Consider the following 17,046-nt stretch of genomic DNA (forward strand, 5'->3'; position numbering starts at 1 on the left):
AAAGCCGCCAGACGGCGGCGCATGAAATCCCGGGGCCTCCAGAAAAGGCATCCTACTCCAGAATGTATACCTTCACCAGGCGGCGCCCCCACCTCCGGCACTCCTCCTCGGATTCAAAAAAGAGGTCGATCCTGTTTCCTTTGATCGCGCTTCCCACATCGAGCGCCCTGGCAAAGCCGTAGCCCTCCACATAGAGCCGCGTTCCCAGAGGAATGACGCGGGGGTCAACGGCGGCCACCCCGTACCCGACAGGGTGACCGGTCGCCGTGTACCTCCCGGTGCGCGGACTGTAAGCCGTTGCATGGGCTTCAAGAACACGCTGAAAACGCATTACAGAGCCTCCGCGCGCCACCGTCCCGAGAGTCCCGCAGGCAACAATCCGGTTCTGGGCGGGGCGCAGCACCCTTTCCTGGAGCACCGTTCTCTTTATCTCCCGTCCGTCCGCAAAAGTGACCCTGACGATCCGCTCGCCTTCGCCTGCCCTCCCCGGGCTGACAAGGCGCACCCGTCCCCGCTCCAGAGCGGGATCGGCCCTCCTCTCCACGGCCGCCGGGAGGGTATATTTCTCCCTCAATATTTTTTCAACAATTCTGGTCACTCGAATCACAGTACCTTGCCTTACGGTGAAATCCAGGGGCAAACTCACCCGGTCCTGCTGCCCCAGGGTGATGTTTGCCATTTTCAGAATGCTTACCACCGGGGCCGGGGGAGTTAAGACAACCCGGGTCTGCCCATCGGCCAGAACGCGGACCGGCACCGCCCGGTGCACCGTTACCTTCAGCCCTCTCTTAACCGGTGTGGCGGGATCTGGAGATACCAGATCCCGGGGGCCCACCTTCACTCCCGCCTCGGCGAGGGCTTCCCCCAGGCTGCGCCTGAGGGTTTTGTGCTCCACCACTTTCCCGTCAACCCTGATCACAATCCGCTGCTGGGCGCCGGCCAGCGTCCCCCAGGCGAGGGTCCCCACGAGACAGGAAACAAGGGCAAGGCGTCCCGGCCCAGATTTTGCCCATCCCCCGGCAATTTTCCACATGCTGCCTCCCCCTTTACACCAGGCTCCAACCCCGAAATGGTTCCCCGCACCCAACACCATCCTTTGCCTTTCTGATACCTAATAGTCTCCTGTTTTTTTGTGCCTTCTACCTTAAATTGAGTGCGTGGTTCCTTTCTTTGCCAAACATCTTTTCTTATCGATTAAATGTGTCATGCCAAAGAAAAACCGTGGTTATATATTATTCCACACGCGGCCAAAATTTCCTCTTTTTTCAGCTGCCCTCTTCCAGCACGTAAACGGTGACCTCCCGCCTTCCGAAGGCAAAACACTCCTCCGGAGTATTGAAAAAGAGGTCAATCCTGTTCCCCTTGATCAACCCGCCGGTGTCCACCGCGCTTGCCGGCCCGTAACCCTCCACGTAGAGCTTCGAACCCAGCGGAATGACCTCGGGGTCCACCGCGACTCCTCCCACATAGGGCCAGACCCCGGTTGCGGTGGGGTTTCCGGTGTGCGTGTAGGCCGTTGCCACCATCTTAAGCACCCGGCGCGCCTCCTTTTCGGGCGGTTCCCCGCGCGCCGCAGCGCGCCGGGCCGGGAGCCCGGCGCGGGAGCCGCAGGCGATGATCCTGGGCTCAGGCTTCCGGATCACCTCAGCCCCGACTTCTTTCCTGGCAACCTCCACCCCGTTTTCGGTAGTCACCTCGATCTTTTTCAAAAGGAGCCCGGGGCGCCCCGGGGAGCGCACTTCGGTTTTCCCAGGAGGAAGATAGAAATCCTGGACCCGCCTCACCGGGCAGGGAAGGCGCACCTCCTCGGCAACGATCCGGCTGCGGACCCGGATCACGTTAATCTCCGGAATGTCCTCTCCCGTGACAAGCTTCGCCTCAGCCCGGTCGCGCGCCCCCAGCTCAATTCCCGCCCCCGCCAGAATTTCTTCGAGGCGGGGGAAAGGGGCGCGCGTCACAACGGTTGACCCATCCACCTGCACCCGCACCGGCGTATCTTCAAAAGTCTGAAGAGAGAGCCCTTCCCCCCTGGTATAGGTGATCCCGATCCGCACCACCCGGCGCCCTTCGGGGCGCGGTGGTTTGCCAAAAAAGTCCTGCCAGAAGACGCCGACCGCCTCGGGCAAGGGGGTCTCCGCCCGGCCGCTCCCCTCCAGAAAAAGCAGGAATAAAGCCAGGGTGACGGCGCAGAGGAGGCCCCTGCGCCAGCATCCCCGCTGCTTTTTATCAGAAGACGAAATCAGCAGCTCCAGCTTCGTCACAACCCAAACCTCCCCTTTTCTGGGAACTGGTTTATCCACCATTATTTCCCATCAATTCCCGATTTATACAGGGAAGGGGGAGCGGGGCCGGCCGGTGCAAATAAAAAACCCCCTGAAAAAGGGGTTGGAGCAACAACCAGAAAACGGTTTTCAGGAGGGGGCAATGCGGAAGAGGCGGCAGGCGCTGGCGGTGGTTGCCGCCGCGACCTCGGCGGGGGAAACCCCTTTCACACGGGAAACCGCCTCCGCCACGGCGGTCAGGTAGGAGGGTTCGTTCCGCCTGCCCCGCCAGGGCTGAGGGGCAAGATAGGGGCAGTCGGTCTCCAGCAGGAGCCGGTTCAGAGGGGCAATCCTCACCGCTTCGGTTAACTCCTCTGATTTGGGAAAGGTGATGGGGCCCGCAATCCCGAGGTAGTAGCCCCGCGCCAGGCATTCCTCGGCGAAGCGGGGCCCCCCGGAAAAGCAGTGGAAAACAACGCCGGGAAGCCCGGGGAACTCTTCCAGGACCGCAAGGGTCTCCTCGTGGGCGGCGCGGTCGTGAATGATCACGGGAAGGTTTAACTCCCCGGCAAGCTGAAGCTGCCGCCGGAAAACCTCCTCCTGCACATTGCGCGGAGAAAGGTTACGGTAAAAGTCAAACCCCATTTCCCCCAGGGCCACCACCCGCCCGTTTTGGGCAAGCAGCCGCAGGCCCTCCCAGGCGCGCTCGGGAACACCGGCGGCGTCGTGGGGGTGAAATCCCACGGCGGCGTAAATTTCGGGGAACGTCCCGGCAAGCTGCACCGCGCGGCGGGAGGAGGCAAAATCGTAGCCCACGCAGATGATGGCCGCGACGCGGGCCTCCCGCGCCCGCGCCCGGACCGCCTCCAGGTCCCGGTCGTACTTCGGGTCGTTCAGGTGGGCGTGAGTGTCAACCAGAACAAGATCGGCAGTTTCCATTAAAAATGCCTCCCCGGCAGACTTTCTCGAGCCGGCCCGGCTGCCGGGCCGCTTGAAGACCCGGCCGGGGGAAAAAAGATCAGCGCACAGGCGTTCCGGGCGGAAGCTCTCTGTCCACCGTCAGGATCCCAAGATCCTCTTCCCCTACGGCCGCCAGGATCATGCCGTGGGAGGTGACCCCCCGCAGCTTCGCCGGGGCGAGGTTGGCCACAACCACGACCCGCCTTCCGACCAGCTCCTCAGGGCGGTAAAACCGGGCCACCCCGGCGACAACCGTCCTGGTCTCCCCTCCCAGATCGACCTCCAGCTTCAGCAGCCGGTCTGCCCCTTCGATCCTTTCGGCCGACCTGACGAGGGCGACCCGGAGGTCGAGCTTCGCAAAATCAGAAATCGTAATTTCCGGCTTAGCTTCCCCCGCTTCCGGGCGCACCCCGGGCGCCTCCACCGCATGGGGAGAGCGCTCTGCTTCAGCAGGCGCGGCCTCCGGGGCAGGGGCGGCCTCCCGGGGCGCGGGCGCGGCGGCTCGCTCGTCCGCCCCTTGTTGCACCCGCGGGAAAAGCCCCGGCCCCCGCGTGATCCGCAGCCCCGCAGGCAGGCGCCCCCACTCCCCGGTGCTCTCCCAGGTGTGGAGTTCGGGGCGGTCGTCGATTCCAAACTGCTCCCAGACCCGGGCCGGGAAGAGCGGCATAAAGGGGGAGCACCAGACGGCCAGGACCCGGACCGCTTCGCTCAGGTTGTAGAGAACCGTCGCAAGCCGCGGCCGGCCTTCAGGATCGCGCGCCAGGTTCCAGGGCTGGGTTTCGTCAACGTAGCGGTTGGCGCGGTGGACGAGCTGCCAGACGGCGGCGAGGGCATTGCTGAAATCGAAGCGCTCGAGTTTCTGCTCCAGCTCCTGCCTGGCCTCCCGGGCGCAGGCTTTCAAATCTTCATCAAGCGGCTCCCGGCGGCCCGGCTCCGGAACAACTCCGCCCCAGTACTTTTCCAGCATTCCGAAGGTCCGGCTGATCAGGTTCCCCAGGTCGTTGGCGAGATCCGTGTTGAGCCGCGCCACAAGGCTCTCCTCGCTGTAGTAGCCGTCCCCCCCGTAGGGAAGTTCCCGCAGGAGGTAGTACCTCACGGCGTCGGCCCCGTAGCGGTCGATCAGGATGAGGGGATCGATCACATTCCCCCGGGACTTGGACATCTTCCCCCCTTCCAGGAGGAGCCAGCCGTGTCCGAAAACGGTTCGGGGGGGCTCAATCCCGGCGGCCATCAGGATGATCGGCCAGATCACGGTGTGGAAACGGACGATGTCCTTTCCCACCAGGTGCGTCACGTGGGGCCAGTAATGCTCGAAGCGGGGGTCTGCTTTGTCCCAGCCAAGGGCCGAAATGTAATTGACAAGGGCGTCAAACCAGACGTAGATGACGTGGCGGGGATCGAAGGGAACGGGAATCCCCCAGCTGAAAGTTGTCCGGGAAACGCAGAGGTCCTCGAGCCCCCCCTTGATGAAATTGATCATCTCGTTCCGGCGGGAAACAGGCTGGATGAATTCGGGGTGCTCCTCGATGTAGCGCAAGAGCCGATCCTGGTATTTGGAGAGGCGGAAAAAGTAGCTTTCCTCCTTGAGCAGCTCCACCGGACGCCCGCAGTCCGGGCAGTTCCCCTCCAGCAGCTGGCGCTCCAGCCAGAAGGTCTCGCAGGGAGTGCAGTACCAGCCTTCGTAGGTTGATTTGTAGATGTCTCCCTGCTCGTAAATCTTCTGGAAGATCGCCTGAACCACCGCCTTGTGGCGGGGCTCCGTTGTTCTGATAAAATCATCGTAGGAAATGTGGAGACGCCGCCACAACTCCTTAAACCCCGCCACGATCTGGTCCACGTAGGCCTGGGGATCCATCCCCTTTTCGCGCGCCTTGCGCTCGATCTTCTGCCCGTGCTCATCAGAGCCTGTCAAGAAAAGGACATCGCACCCCCGCAGCCGTTTGTAGCGGGCCAGGCAGTCGGCGGCAACGGTGGTATAGGCGTGTCCGATGTGAAGACGATCGCTCGGGTAATAAATGGGAGTTGTGACATAAAAAACCTTTTTCTCCATAAACACGCCCGGCTGCGCCATGCTTTGCGCGAATTTCTTCTAACGACCAGGCTCTACTCCTTTCCCTTGGGAATTTCTCAAAAACTTATTATACCACAGAAAGCAGGGAATTACGCCCCGGGGAACAAGCTGAAACTTTTTAAAAAATTTCGCGCAAATGGTTGACTTTTCCTGGAAGAGATGGTATGCTTTTGCTTAAGCGAATTCTGTCGAATTTTATCCAGGAGGGAGAGGAGCTGTGAAATCTACCGGAGTTGTCAGAAAGGTCGACGAACTGGGGAGGGTCGTGATACCCATTGAGCTGCGGCGAACCCTGGGAATCGCAGAAAAAGACGCCCTGGAGATCTATGTAGACCGGGAGAAGATTATCCTGAAAAAGTACGAACCGGCGTGCATTTTCTGCGGCAATGCAGAAAACGTCCAGCATTTCCGGGGCAAAAACGTGTGCCGGGAGTGCGCGCGGGCGATGGCTCAGGAGGCTGTTTAATTGCGCCTGCAGGCGGTCAAGCCTTTGCAGCTTTTGGATTCCCTGTCCTCAGGAAACCCCCCGTTTTAAAGCCGAAACGGGGGTTGATTTTTCGTTTTTTGGGTTCAGCAAATGATGCGTGCGCATCATTTTCCGCGGCAGGCCCGGTAAACCTCGCTCTTCGAGATCCCCAGGGCGCGCGCTACAGCCTTGCAGGCGGCCTGGAACTCCGCCCCGGCGCGCCTCAGGGCCTCCACCGCAGCCCTGAGGGCCTCCGGGTCCTCCGGAGGGGCCGGCGCCTCTCTCCTTCTCCCCTCCGTAACAAGGGTCAGTTCCCCCCGCGGGGGGTGGGCTGCGAAGTGGGCCGCGAGTTCGGCAAAGGTTCCCCGCACCACTTCCTCATGCTGCTTCGTGAGCTCCCGCGCCACCGCCGCCCGCCGCTCTTCCCCCCAAACCTCCCGGAAGTCCTCCAGGGTTTTCTGGAGGCGGTGGGGGGTTTCGTAAAAAACCCCCGTTCTGGTTTCCTCCTCAAGCTCCTTCAAAAGCTCCCGCCGCGCGCCCCGGGCGCGGGGGAGGAAGCCCTGAAAATAAAAGGGGTAAGGGGGAAATCCCGAAATCACGAGCGCCGCCACGACGGCCGAGGGGCCCGGCACCACCGTGACCCCGTAGCCCTCGATGAGGGCGCGGCGCACCAGGTGATAGCCGGGGTCCGCCAGGCCCGGCATCCCGGCGTCTGTAACCAGCGCCACCAGCTTCCCTTTCGCAAGCTCCGAAAGCAAAAAGGGGATCTTTTCCTCCTGGTTGTGCTCGTGGAAGCTGGTGAGAGGGGTATGGATGTCGTAGCGGGAAAGGAGTTTCCGGGTGCAGCGGGTGTCTTCGGCGGCAATCAGGTCGACCATGCCCAGGACCCGGAGCGCCCTGAGGGTAATGTCTTCCAGGTTCCCCAGGGGGGTCCCGCAGAGGTAGAGCGCCCCCTTTCCCTCCTTTTCAGGGTGCTTCTGGCTGCTCCTTTCCGCCCGGAGCATTTTCCTCTCCTTCATCTTCTCCCGCCTCGTGTTTCTCTTCCGGGTGCACCGGACAGGATTCGTAGCAGGGATTTTCATACTTGAGGCAGCACATGAGCCGCCCGCAGATCCCGCTGATCTTGGTGGGATTCAGCGAAAGATTCTGGTCCTTCGCCATGCGAATCGAAACCGGCTCAAAATCCCCCAGCCAGGTGCTGCAGCAGAGCTCCCTCCCGCAGGGGCCCAGCCCCCCCAGCAGCTTGGCCTCATCCCTTACCCCGATCTGGCGCAGTTCAATCCGGGTCCGGAAAATTGCGGCCAGGTCTTTCACCAGTTCCCGAAAGTCAACCCTTCCCTCGGCGGTGAAGTAAAACAAAATCTTTCCCACATCAAAGGTGAATTCCACATCGATCAGCTTCATGGGAAGGCCGTGCTCGGCAATTTTCTGCTCGCAAATGGCAAAGGCCTCCCTGGCGCGCCGCCTGTTCTCCTCCGCCTTCGCGCAGTCTTCCGGAGTCGCCTTCCGGATCACGCTTTTCAGGGGAGAGACCGTTTCTTCAAGCAGCACCTCGCGGGGAGCCAGCACAACGGTGCCGAACTCGATGCCCCGCGCCGTCTCGACGATCACGTGGTCACCGGGCTGGAGGGGGATGCCGTCTGGTTTAAAATAATAAATTTTTCCGGCCCGCCGGAACCGGACCCCCACCACAGTCACCCTTGCGGCCGGTCCGGCTTCCTGCCCGGCCTGACTTTCCTCGCTTACATCCTGGACTTCTTGCTCACCTGTCATGGCTTTTCAATCCTCGCTTCCAGAAAATGCTTTCACATCTTTTAGCCCCCGGAGGCGCTTCTGCACCGTCCGGAGGGTCAGGGCAAGCACCAGAGAAGTCTGCAGATTTGCCTCCAGGAAAAAAATGCCCCGCTCGAGAGCCACCAGGCACTCGAGCAGGGACTCCAGCGCATCCAGCTCTTCCCGAGCGCGCTCCGGCTTCCGGCAAACCAGGCTCCGCCGGGTGAGGTAGATTGCCTCAAGATCGCCAAAAAGAATCTTCAGCAAATCCCGGGCAGCAGCCCGGTCCGGGCCGGAGAGGCGGAGCGCCCTGAGCAGTTCCGATTCCTTCCCTTCCCAGAGGAGCCGGGAAATCGAGGCGCTCAAATCTCGGGCCTCCCTGGAGCAGGAAGAATCCTCTTCCCCCCCGGACCGGAAAGCCAGGACCCGGCAGCGGGAAACCAGGGTTGGCAAGAGGACGCGGCAGTCCCTCGTCAACAGGAGAAAAACGGTCCGGGCCAAGGGCTCTTCCAGAACCTTCAAAAGGCTGTTGGCGGCCGGAGCCGTCAGGTGCTCGGGGCCCTCCAGACAGAAAACCTGGTGCCTGCCGAGCTGGGGCTGGTAATTAAAAAAAGGGCGCCAGAGCCTGATCTGCTCTACTTTCAGGGTGCTTCCCTGCGCCTCTAAGAAATGGAAATCGGGGTGCGCCCGGCGCTTAAAGGCGCGGCAGGAGGGGCAGGCTCCGCACGCCTCCCCGGCTGCCGGAGACGTGCAGAGGAGCGTTTGCGCAAAAGAAAAGGCGAGTTCCCTCAACTTTGCCGGGTCGCGCCCGGAGAAAAGGTAGGCGTGGGATATTCGGGCGCCCGCCAGGTCCTGACGCAACTGGCGCACCGCCGCTTCTTCCTGTTTCGCAAGAGATCCGCCCACCGGCTTCACCTCATTCTCCAGTTGTTTACGAATTTAAAAAGGGGCGCCCGGCTCCCTGTCCTCCAGATAAAGGGAAACCAGTTTCCAGAGGCGCGCCTGGACCTCCTCCGGAGCACCCCGCGCATCCACCACCTTGATCCGGCCCGGTGCGGTGCGGGCAAGAATACGGTAGCCCTCCCGGACCCGGTGGTGAAAAGAAATGTCTTCGTGCTCCAGCCGGTCGCCGGCGTGCCTCCCCCGGGAACGGCGCAGGCCCAGTTCCGGCTCCAGATCCAGCAAAATCGTGTAAAAGGGCCCCAGGCCGTTCAAAGCAAAGGCGTTGATCGTCCGCAGCAAATCCAGGTCAAGCCCCCGCCCGTACCCCTGATAGGCGAGGCTGGAATCCACAAAGCGGTCGCACAAAACAATCGTGCCTGCCGCGAGGGCCGGGATCAGGACCTCCCTCACCAGCTGGGCGCGCGCCCCTGCGTAAAGGAGGGCCTCCGCAGCAGGGGTCATTTCCCGGAAAGACGGATCCAGAAGGAGGCCGCGCACGGCTTCCGAAAGCCGCGTCCCGCCGGGCTCCCGGGTTGCCAGTACGGAGTAGCCGCCCGCCCGCAGAGCAGCGGCGGTTAAATTGACCTGGGTCGTTTTTCCTGCTCCGTCCGGCCCCTCAAAAGTAATCAGTTTCCCTTTCCTCCTCAAAGCCTCAACTCCCTGCCACTATTTTAATTGTTCCCTCTTTCCGGCCGGGCCAAACCCCTCCCGCCTCCTGCCAGGCTTTAAGGTAAGCAAGGACCTCCGGGCCGATCTCCTCGCCCGGGCAGAGGACCGGGGCTCCGGGGGGGTAAGGTGCCACAACCTCGGCAGCAATTTCGCCTGCAGCCGCGGCCAGGGGCACCTCCCGCCGGGGGGCAAAGAAAGCTGCACGGGGAGTCATCACCTGGCGGGGCAGGGGGAGTTCAGGAGGCTCCGGGTAGCCGCGCCTCCGGCCTTTTCTTCCGAAGCCGTGCGCCCGGGCAAGCGCCTCCAGGGCCGCGAGCAGTTCGGGTGCAAGACCTGCATCCGCCGGGCTCAGGAGGAACAGAATGTTCTGAAAATCGGCCAGCTCTACCAGAATGCGCCGCTCCCTCCGCAGCCAGGCTGCCGCCGCAAAACCGGTGATCCCGAGCCCCTTCACGTTCACGATCAAACGCGCCGGATCGAAGGAAACAACACCGGGCGCTTCCTTCAGCTCCTCTCCGGGTGCAAAAAGGCCCGGGACCTGGGAGATCTTGCGCCGGAGTTCCATCCCCAGGCAGGCAATCCCTTCCCACTTTTCTTTTTCCCTGAAAAACTGGTGCCGCGCCACATCCAGGGAGGCCAGCAAGAGGTAGGAGGGGCTGCTCGACTGAAGAATGCGGAGGGCCTGCCGGAGTATCCCGGGGTCCGGGAGGGTCCCCCGGTGATGGAGGAAAGCGCCCTGGGTGAAAGCCCCCAGCACCTTGTGGGCCCCCTGGGCAACAAGGTCTGCCCCGGCCCGGAGGGCGGGAACGGGATATGGGGGGCCTGCGTGAAAGTGGGCGCCGTGAGCCTCGTCTACCAGCGCCAGAAGCCCCCGCTCCTTCACCCTCTGAATCTGGGCCTCGAGGGCGCCCGTCAGCCCGTAATAATTGGGATGCAGGAAAAACGCAGCGCGCGCCCCGGCGCCGTGGAGGTCCAGGGCGCGGTCGAGGTCCTCTGTTTTTAAAGCTCCGGGCAGACCCCAGGTCCGGTCCGTCTCAACAGGCAGGTAGACCGGGCTCGCCCCGCTCAAGATCAAGCCGTGGACCACCGCCTGGTGGGAATTCCGGGGAACAAGCACCCGGTCCCCCGGGCGGCAGGCGGCGAGGAGCATGGCCAGGATCCCTGCAGTTGTGCCGTTGACCAGGAAATAGGTCTCCCGCGCTCCGAAAGCAGCCGCGGCCTCCGCGGCTGCGGCCTGAATAATTCCTTCGGGGGCCTGGAGGTTGTCGAGACCCGGAAGTTCGGTCAGGTCGAGGCGAAAGACTTCCTCTCCCAGCAGGCTGCGCCAGGCCGGCCAGGCTCCCCGGCCCTGCCTGTGGCCCGGAACGTGAAACCCTGTATAGCTTTTTGCAGCATGGGCAAGAAGGCCCGCCACAAGGGGGGGCCAGTCCTCCGCCGGGCCTCCTGCGTACGATCCGGTTCGCCCGGGAATGCGCTCCGTCTCCATTAAACATTCGACCCCAATCTTTCCGGCCTTTACCGCAACTTTTTTTTATTCTACCATATCCTAAATTTTTATTGAACCTCCCTCGACCGAGCCGCTGAGAGACAAGATGCGTCGCGGCTCCCCGGTGGGACGAAAAAACGCTCCCCATTGAAATGAGGAGGTATTCCCGGCGGGTGTTAATAAAACATTCGCAACGTCAAGCGGTTTTCCGGCAGCCGCTCTCAGGCGGAGCAAACTCTTGTTCCTGGGAGGGGAGGAGGAAGGAAGCTCTTCTCAGAAGGAAAAATCGGGAGAGATGAGGGAAAGAGGGTCGGGCTAAGGCCTGACCCGCGCCCAGATCCTTTTGATCTTTTCTTTGAGGTGAGAATAGCGGCTGTCGCCAACCTGGGCGCGGACGATCTCCTCTTCGCAGGGCGCGCAGAGGAAGCGGCCCGAGACCAGCATCCCTCCCGCAATGCCCTGGGGAGGAGTCCGCTCGCAAATTACGCAAACAGGCAAGAGGATTCCCTGCTTCTTTTCGTGAGAGGGCCTTAATTTCTCCGGATTCATCCTTTGCACCTGCCTCATTCTTTTTCTCAATATTATTATACGCAAAAAATCCTTTTTTCAACCCCTCGTTCTCCTTCTCCTTACTTATCTCGTTCTTGCTTTTGCCCCCGCAGCCAGGTCGAACCCCTCCTGGAGGGCGCGGAAGTTCAGGTCCCGGAGTTTGGGGCTCTTCTCAAACCTGTACCCCAACCGCCTCTCGATGGCTTCCCTTGCCTTCTCCAGGGTGACAACCCCCGTCGCGCCGATCACGGCGCCCAGCACCAGAACGTTGAAAACCCGGGGATGAAGCCTGCGGTTGGCGGTTTCCAGGGCCGGAAGCGCCGCCACCCTCTGAGCCTTTTCCGGGAGATCCTCTTCCGCCACCGGAAGCAGGGAGTCGTAAATGAAGAGCGTTTCGGGGCCCACGTGCATCCGCACCCGGTCCACCGCCCGGCAGCTCAGGGCAACTACAACGTCCCCTGTTCGGAATTTCGGAGAGCCGATCCTCTCGTCCCCGATCTGGACGTAGGCCACGGAAACCCCGCCCCGCTGCTCGATCCCGAAGTTGGGGATGTAGAGCGCCTCCTTTCCCTCCAGGGCGGCGGCCTCGGCCAGGATCTCGGCGGCGGACTGGACCCCCTGGCCGCCCTCGCCTGCAATGGCGATTCTGACGGGCCTCCCCATTCCTATCCCTCCTTTCTCCCGGAGCTTCTTTCGAAATCTCCCGATTCGCCGGAGCCTCCGGGAACCTTCAGTTCGCCAGGCGGAAAATACCCTGGCATCTTCTCTTCAACAAAGGCCCATGTCTGTTCGGCATCGGTGCGCCAGTTCGTCGGACAGGTGGAAAGCGCCTCCACAAAGGAAAAGCCCCGGAGCGCCAGCTGGTTTTCCAGCGCCTTTTTCAGGTAGGCTTTGAGCTGCCGGAAGCGGGCAACGCTTCCGCGCGCCACGTAGGCCCCTTCAGGGGAAATGGCCGCCACCATTTCGGGGCCCAGCATCGGGTGGCCGGTCTCCCTGACATCCCTCCCGTAAGGGGTGGTTTCGGTTTTCTGCCCCGGCATCGTCGTGGGTGCCATCTGGCCCCCCGTCATGGCGTAGGTGGTGTTGTTGACCAGGATGCAGGTGATCAGCTCGTTGCGGGTGGCGGCGCTCACCAGGTGCTGGGAGCCGATGGCGTAGCCTCCCCCGTCCCCCATGTAGGCAACGGCAACAAGGTCGGGCCTTGCCCGCTTGATCCCTACCATCACCGGGGTCGTCCTGCCGTGGTGGGTCTGCACGGTATCAACATTGAAGAAGTTCCAGGCCAGCAGGGAGCAGCCGATATCGCAGCCGAAAACAAGGCGGTCCTGAATCCCCAGTTCGTCGATGGCCTGGCCCAGGGCCTTCAAGACGAGCCCGTGCCCGCACCCGGGGCAGAACCTGTGGGGCTTTGTGGCCGGATTCCAGCTCTTCGGCATCTTCGGGAGGATCTCCACGGCCCTACCCCTCCCTTCCGTCCAGCAGAGCCTGACAGGCTTCCGCGACCTCTTCCGGAGTGATCCCCATGCCGGGGCGAAAGAGGGTCCGGACCGGTGCCTGCGACCCGTAGAGGTTTTCCAGGACGAGCCTGAAAAGCTGGCCGTAGGCCGACTCCACCACCAGGAGCTGCTTTGCCTCCCGCGCCGCCTCCCGCAGCTGCGCCCGGGGAAAGGGGCGGAGGGTGATGGGACGGAAATAACCGAGGCGCGCCCCGCGCCCTGCCAGCTCTCTGACCGCCTCGGCAACCGAACGGAAAACGATCCCGTGTGCGACCACCAGCAGGTCGGCTCCTGCAGTGTTGAAAGAGGCGGCCTCTGCGATTTCCGGCGCCGCCCGCTCGTAATCCTCAAGGTCCTTTTCCAGAGCGGCGAAAAGCTCCTCTTCAACGCTGAAGGCATTGCGCAGGTGGGCCGGGGGGCGGTCGACTCCGGGCATCCCCGGTTTCCCCACCAGCGGTTCTGGAGGCGCCATTTCGATGCCGCGCCGCCCGGGATCGTAAACGGTCAGCGGCTCCCGCATCTTCGCCTGGTAGCCGTCGCCCAGCACAAAGGTCGGGAAGCGGTGCCTCCAGGCAGTATTGAAGGCCTTAATGGTGTAGTCGAAGAGCTCCTGGTGGGAGGCCGTCGAGTAAACCACCCGCAGCCCCTCCCCGTTCCCCCCAAAGCAGGTCAGCGTCACCTCCTGCTGGGAGTAGATCACCGTTGCGGTGGAGGGGCCGCCCCGCTGCTGGATCACGACCACAACGGGGATCCGCATCGCCTCCGCCATCGAGAGCGGCTCCTGCATCAGGACGTTGCCCGGCCCCGCGGTTGCCGTAAAGGCGCGCTTCCCGGCGAGCACCCCCCCGATTGTCGTAAAACCTGCCGCAAGCTCATCCTCGGTCTGGAGGAATTTCTTCCCGAACCTCGGAGCCAGGCGCGTCCAGTAGTGCATGATCTCGTTCTGGGGGGTGATGGGGTAGCCGTACATGATCTCCGCCCCGGCGGCCAGGGCCCCCCAGGCCACGACCTCGTTGCCTGTCATAAAAACCTTCCTTTCTTCCTCAATCGGCTTCACGCCGGGCAAAGCAAACACCTCCCGGAATGATTGCTCCTGCATCCTCAGTTTACCCGGGCAGCCCCTGCTTCATGCACCCTCGCGGCCCCGGCAGGCGAGTGGCGACCCGCGCCAGGTCGGAAAATTCCTCGTGCAACCTCTCCAAATAAGAGCGCGCTGCTTTTAATGCTTAAAGAAAAAAGACCGGAGTAATCCCCGGTCTTTCCTCCGGTGCAGAGCCAACTTTTTGGCGCAGCGCGAAGATGGTTTTTTGCTCAGGCGATTCCGGCCAGCCTGAGGAGGCGGTTCCAGCGCCGGTCGGTTTCCGCCTGCAGTTCCTCGAGCAGGTGCTCGTTCCCCGGCCGGAAGAAGTGCTCAAAGCGGCCCTGGGGCTTCAGGTACTCGGCAACGGGCAGCTTGTTCTTTGGAATGTAGTTGACCGTCCACTTCTCTCCTTTCTCCTCCACTTCGTAGAGGGGAAAGATGCAGGTCTCGGTGGCGAGCCTGGCGATTTTGATGGTCTCTGAAGCGGGGTAGCGCCACCCGCGCGGGCAGGGGGACTGGATGTTGATGAAGGAGGGGCCCTCGTAGTTCAGGGCCTTTTCCACCTTCTGCATGAGATCCCGCCACCTGTGGGGGGAGGCGCTTGCGGCGTAGGCCCCGTGCGCGGCGGCAATCTGGATCATGTCCTTCTGGTGCTGGGGCTTCCCTTTCTGGGCCTCGCCCACGTGGCTCGTGGTCGTCCAGGCGCCGAAGGGGGTGGAGCCGGAACGCTGGATCCCGGTGTTCATGTAGGCGCCGTTGTCGTAGCAGATGTAGAGGCACCTGTGGCCGCGCTCGAGCATTCCTGAAATCGCCTGGAGGCCGATGTCGTAGGTGCCGCCGTCCCCTCCGATGGCGATCACGTCGTAGGTGCGGTCCCCCAGCATTCCTTTTCTCTTGAGGGCGCGGACCGCGCCTTCCACGCCTGAGGCAACGGCGGCGGCATTTTCAAAAGCGGAGTGGTAGTAGGGGGTCCGCCAGGAGGAGTAGGGGATGATTGCTGTTGTGATGTAGAGGCAGCCTGTTGCGTTGATGATGACGGGGTTGTGGGGCGCGGCCAGCAAAACCTGCTTCACGATGATCGGGGCGGCGCACCCGGCGCATGTCCTCGTGCCGCCGGTAAACTTGATCTCCTTCATGCTGAGTTCTTTTAAAGTGGCCATTTACTGCCACCCCCTTAGATCTAGATAGTTGAGGACTCTGTCGACACTTCCGGCTTTCGCGATCTGCTGAAGGTGGTTGTAAATCCTGGTGATGCTCTTGGGCGGGACATCCCGCCCTCCCAGGCCGGCGACGTAGCTGATCAGGTTGACTCTGGCATCCTGGTGGTAAAGTGCTCCGAGCACGTCGGAGAAGAGGGCAGGTCCGGGGGCGCCGGGAGAAATCGCCTTCTCCAGAACTGCGGCTGCGCGCACGTTTTTGAGGGCTGCGGCGACGGCGGCAACGGGGAAGGGGCGGTACAGTTTGATCTTCAGCAGCCCGGCCCTGACTCCTTCTTCCCGGAGCCTGTCTACCACAAACCTGGTGGTGCCGGCCATTGAGCCCATGGTGACAACCGCCACCTCGGCGTCCTCCAGGCGGTAGGCCTCGGTGATGCCGTAGCTCCTGCCGAACTTTTCTCCGAACTCGCGGTCGACCTCGGCGACCTTGTCCAGGGAGCGGTCGAGGGCGTGTGACTGGGCGAACCGGTGCTCGAAGTAGTACTCTGGCAGGGCGGCGGCGCCGAGGGTGATGGGTTTTTCGAGGTCGAGGAGGCTGGTGCGGGGCCTGAACTCCCCGATGAAGTCCCTGACTTCGCCGTCGGAGAGGAGCTCCAGGCGCTCCATGCTGTGGCTCAGGATAAAGCCGTCCAGGCAGACCATCACCGGGAGCTGGACCTGGTGGTCTTCGGCAATCCGGATGCCTTGAATTGTGGTGTCGTAAACCTCCTGGACGCTCTCGCAGTAGAGCTGGATCCAGCCGGCATCCCGCGAGCCGAAGGCGTCGCTCTGGTCGTTGTGGATGTTCAGGGGTGCTGAAAGGGCGCGGTTGACGTTGATCATGACGATGGGGAGGCGGTTGGCTGCCGCAATGTAGAGCATCTCGTGCATGAGGGCGAGGCCCTGGGAAGAGGTGGCGGTCATGGTGCGCGCCCCGGCGGCGGAGGAGCCGCAGCAGGCGCTCATGGCGCTGTGCTCGCTTTCCACGCAGATAAACTCTGTATGGACCAGGCCTTCGGCCACATACTCTGCAAATTTCTCTACGATTTCCGTCTGGGGTGTAATCGGGTAGGCTGCCACCACATCGGGATCGATCTGGCGCATTGCTTCGGCGGCGGCGCCGTCGCCTGTAAGACCGACTACTTTTCGTGTCAAAAGCTTCACTTCTTCACTCCCTCCTGGTAAGCGCCTCCCTCGGCCATCTTGATGGCTTCCTGGGGGCACTCGGTGCTGCAGATTCCGCAGCCTTTGCACAAAGACTCGTCGATTCCGACTACTTTGCCGTCTTTTACCTGAACTGCAAAGTCGGGGCAGTAGATCCAGCAGAAGAGGCAAGAGGTGCATTTTTCGGCATTGAATACCGGGCGCTGGCTGCGCCAGCTTCCGGTTTTGAAGTCGTCGGATCCTTCTGAAAGGAGCGCCCAGCCGAGGGGAATTTCATCCCAGGCGGGGAGCTTTGTCTTGTCGAGCTTCCTGATGGAATCGTCTTTCATATCTCCCGGACCTCCTCGTAAGCGCGCCTGATGGCGTTGAGATTCTGCTGGATCACTTCTGGCTTGAAGCGGTGGGAAAACTGGTCTTGAAACTCTAAAAGGACGCTCTCCAGGCTGACCAGGCCCACGGCTCTGACCAGGGCGCCCACCATCGGGGTGTTGGGCATCACCCGCCCCAGTTCTTCGCGGGAGATCTGATCGGCGTCTACAACGTATACTCTGCGGTTCGTGCCGTTTTTGAGCTCCTGGGGAACGCCGGTGTGGTTGACGACTGCAATCCCGTCGTTTTTCAGGTTTGCCGTGACGTTGACGACACTCAAAAGGCTGGGATCGAGGACGACGACGACATCTGGCTCTTCAATGGCGCAGTGCAAATCGATGGGTGCTCTGCTGATGCGCGTGAAGGCTACGATGGGCGCGCCCAGCTTTCGGGGCCGAAAAACGGGAAGGCCTGAAAGTAGAGGTTTTCTCTGATGGCTGAAGAGGCCAGAAAGCGGGAGGCCAGCACAACCCCCTGGCCGCCGCGGCCGTGCCACCTGATTTCAAGCATTTGACCTGACAAAACTTTCCCCCCCTCTCCCATTTTAGTTGATTTAACTTAAC

General features: G+C 62.1%; 17 protein-coding genes and 1 pseudogene. 1 reads left to right on the plus strand and 17 read right to left on the minus strand.

Annotated elements, in window-relative coordinates:
* Nucleotides 1-52 precede the first annotated feature (52 nt).
* From HPY58_06660 to metG, 4 genes are all read right to left on the minus strand, one after another.
* Nucleotides 53-1,033 (minus strand): DUF348 domain-containing protein, encoded by a 981-nt coding sequence (locus HPY58_06660; protein ID NPV29333.1) that lies wholly within the window; start codon nt 1,031-1,033, stop codon nt 53-55.
* A 232-nt stretch (nt 1,034-1,265) separates the two neighbouring features.
* On the minus strand, nt 1,266-2,261 hold the full coding sequence (locus HPY58_06665) for a hypothetical protein (GenBank protein NPV29334.1): 996 nt from the start codon (nt 2,259-2,261) through the stop codon (nt 1,266-1,268).
* A 150-nt stretch (nt 2,262-2,411) separates the two neighbouring features.
* Nucleotides 2,412-3,200, minus strand: coding sequence for a TatD family hydrolase (locus HPY58_06670; GenBank protein ID NPV29335.1), 789 nt, complete (start codon nt 3,198-3,200; stop codon nt 2,412-2,414).
* A gap of 79 nt (nt 3,201-3,279) precedes the next feature.
* The gene (gene metG, locus HPY58_06675; GenBank protein ID NPV29336.1) at nt 3,280-5,271 is read right to left on the minus strand and encodes a methionine--tRNA ligase; all 1,992 of its coding nucleotides are present in this window, start codon (nt 5,269-5,271) and stop codon (nt 3,280-3,282) included.
* A 238-nt stretch (nt 5,272-5,509) separates the two neighbouring features.
* On the opposite strand from metG, the gene HPY58_06680 reads away from it, so the two are divergent.
* Entirely contained in the window at nt 5,510-5,758 is a 249-nt protein-coding gene (locus HPY58_06680) for an AbrB/MazE/SpoVT family DNA-binding domain-containing protein (protein ID NPV29337.1), read from the plus strand.
* Between the two features lie 125 nt (nt 5,759-5,883).
* Here HPY58_06680 and rsmI read toward each other — a convergent pair whose 3' ends face one another.
* The 13 genes and pseudogenes from rsmI to HPY58_06745 form a co-directional block, all read right to left on the minus strand.
* Nucleotides 5,884-6,762: a 16S rRNA (cytidine(1402)-2'-O)-methyltransferase gene (gene rsmI / locus HPY58_06685; protein NPV29338.1), complete on the minus strand. Its 879-nt coding sequence runs from the start codon at nt 6,760-6,762 to the stop codon at nt 5,884-5,886.
* Nucleotides 6,725-7,531 carry a stage 0 sporulation family protein gene (locus HPY58_06690; protein NPV29339.1) on the minus strand — a complete coding sequence of 269 codons (807 nt, stop codon included), beginning with the start codon at nt 7,529-7,531 and terminating at the stop codon, nt 6,725-6,727. Before HPY58_06690 ends, rsmI begins: the two co-directional genes overlap by 38 nt.
* 6 nt (nt 7,532-7,537) lie before the next feature.
* Complete coding sequence (locus HPY58_06695) at nt 7,538-8,437, minus strand: hypothetical protein (GenBank protein ID NPV29340.1); 900 nt, start codon at nt 8,435-8,437, stop codon at nt 7,538-7,540.
* A gap of 33 nt (nt 8,438-8,470) precedes the next feature.
* Entirely contained in the window at nt 8,471-9,121 is a 651-nt protein-coding gene (locus tag HPY58_06700) for a dTMP kinase (GenBank protein ID NPV29341.1), read from the minus strand.
* A gap of 4 nt (nt 9,122-9,125) precedes the next feature.
* A complete protein-coding gene (locus HPY58_06705; protein ID NPV29342.1) occupies nt 9,126-10,628 on the minus strand; it encodes an aminotransferase class I/II-fold pyridoxal phosphate-dependent enzyme in 1,503 nt (500 codons plus the stop codon).
* Nucleotides 10,629-10,943: 315 nt separating this feature from the next.
* A complete protein-coding gene (locus HPY58_06710; GenBank protein NPV29343.1) occupies nt 10,944-11,177 on the minus strand; it encodes a hypothetical protein in 234 nt (77 codons plus the stop codon).
* Between the two features lie 84 nt (nt 11,178-11,261).
* On the minus strand, nt 11,262-11,840 hold the full coding sequence (locus HPY58_06715) for a 2-oxoacid:acceptor oxidoreductase family protein (GenBank protein NPV29344.1): 579 nt from the start codon (nt 11,838-11,840) through the stop codon (nt 11,262-11,264).
* 2 nt (nt 11,841-11,842) lie between these two features.
* Nucleotides 11,843-12,613: a 2-oxoglutarate synthase gene (locus HPY58_06720; GenBank protein ID NPV29345.1), complete on the minus strand. Its 771-nt coding sequence runs from the start codon at nt 12,611-12,613 to the stop codon at nt 11,843-11,845.
* Nucleotides 12,614-12,635: 22 nt separating this feature from the next.
* A complete protein-coding gene (locus HPY58_06725; GenBank protein ID NPV29346.1) occupies nt 12,636-13,772 on the minus strand; it encodes a ferredoxin oxidoreductase in 1,137 nt (378 codons plus the stop codon).
* Nucleotides 13,773-13,984: 212 nt separating this feature from the next.
* On the minus strand, nt 13,985-14,914 hold the full coding sequence (locus tag HPY58_06730) for a pyruvate ferredoxin oxidoreductase (protein ID NPV29347.1): 930 nt from the start codon (nt 14,912-14,914) through the stop codon (nt 13,985-13,987).
* Nucleotides 14,915-16,054, minus strand: coding sequence for a pyruvate ferredoxin oxidoreductase (gene porA, locus HPY58_06735; GenBank protein ID NPV29348.1), 1,140 nt, complete (start codon nt 16,052-16,054; stop codon nt 14,915-14,917).
* A gap of 56 nt (nt 16,055-16,110) precedes the next feature.
* Nucleotides 16,111-16,443, minus strand: coding sequence for a 4Fe-4S binding protein (locus tag HPY58_06740; GenBank protein NPV29349.1), 333 nt, complete (start codon nt 16,441-16,443; stop codon nt 16,111-16,113).
* Nucleotides 16,440-17,026, minus strand: a pseudogene (locus tag HPY58_06745) (pyruvate synthase). The gene HPY58_06740 and the pseudogene HPY58_06745 overlap by 4 nt, the downstream one beginning before the upstream one ends.
* Nucleotides 17,027-17,046: the final 20 nt, after the last annotated feature.

It is taken from the genome of Bacillota bacterium (genome assembly GCA_013177945.1).
Taxonomy (GTDB): domain Bacteria; phylum Bacillota; class DSM-12270; order Thermacetogeniales; family Thermacetogeniaceae; genus Ch130.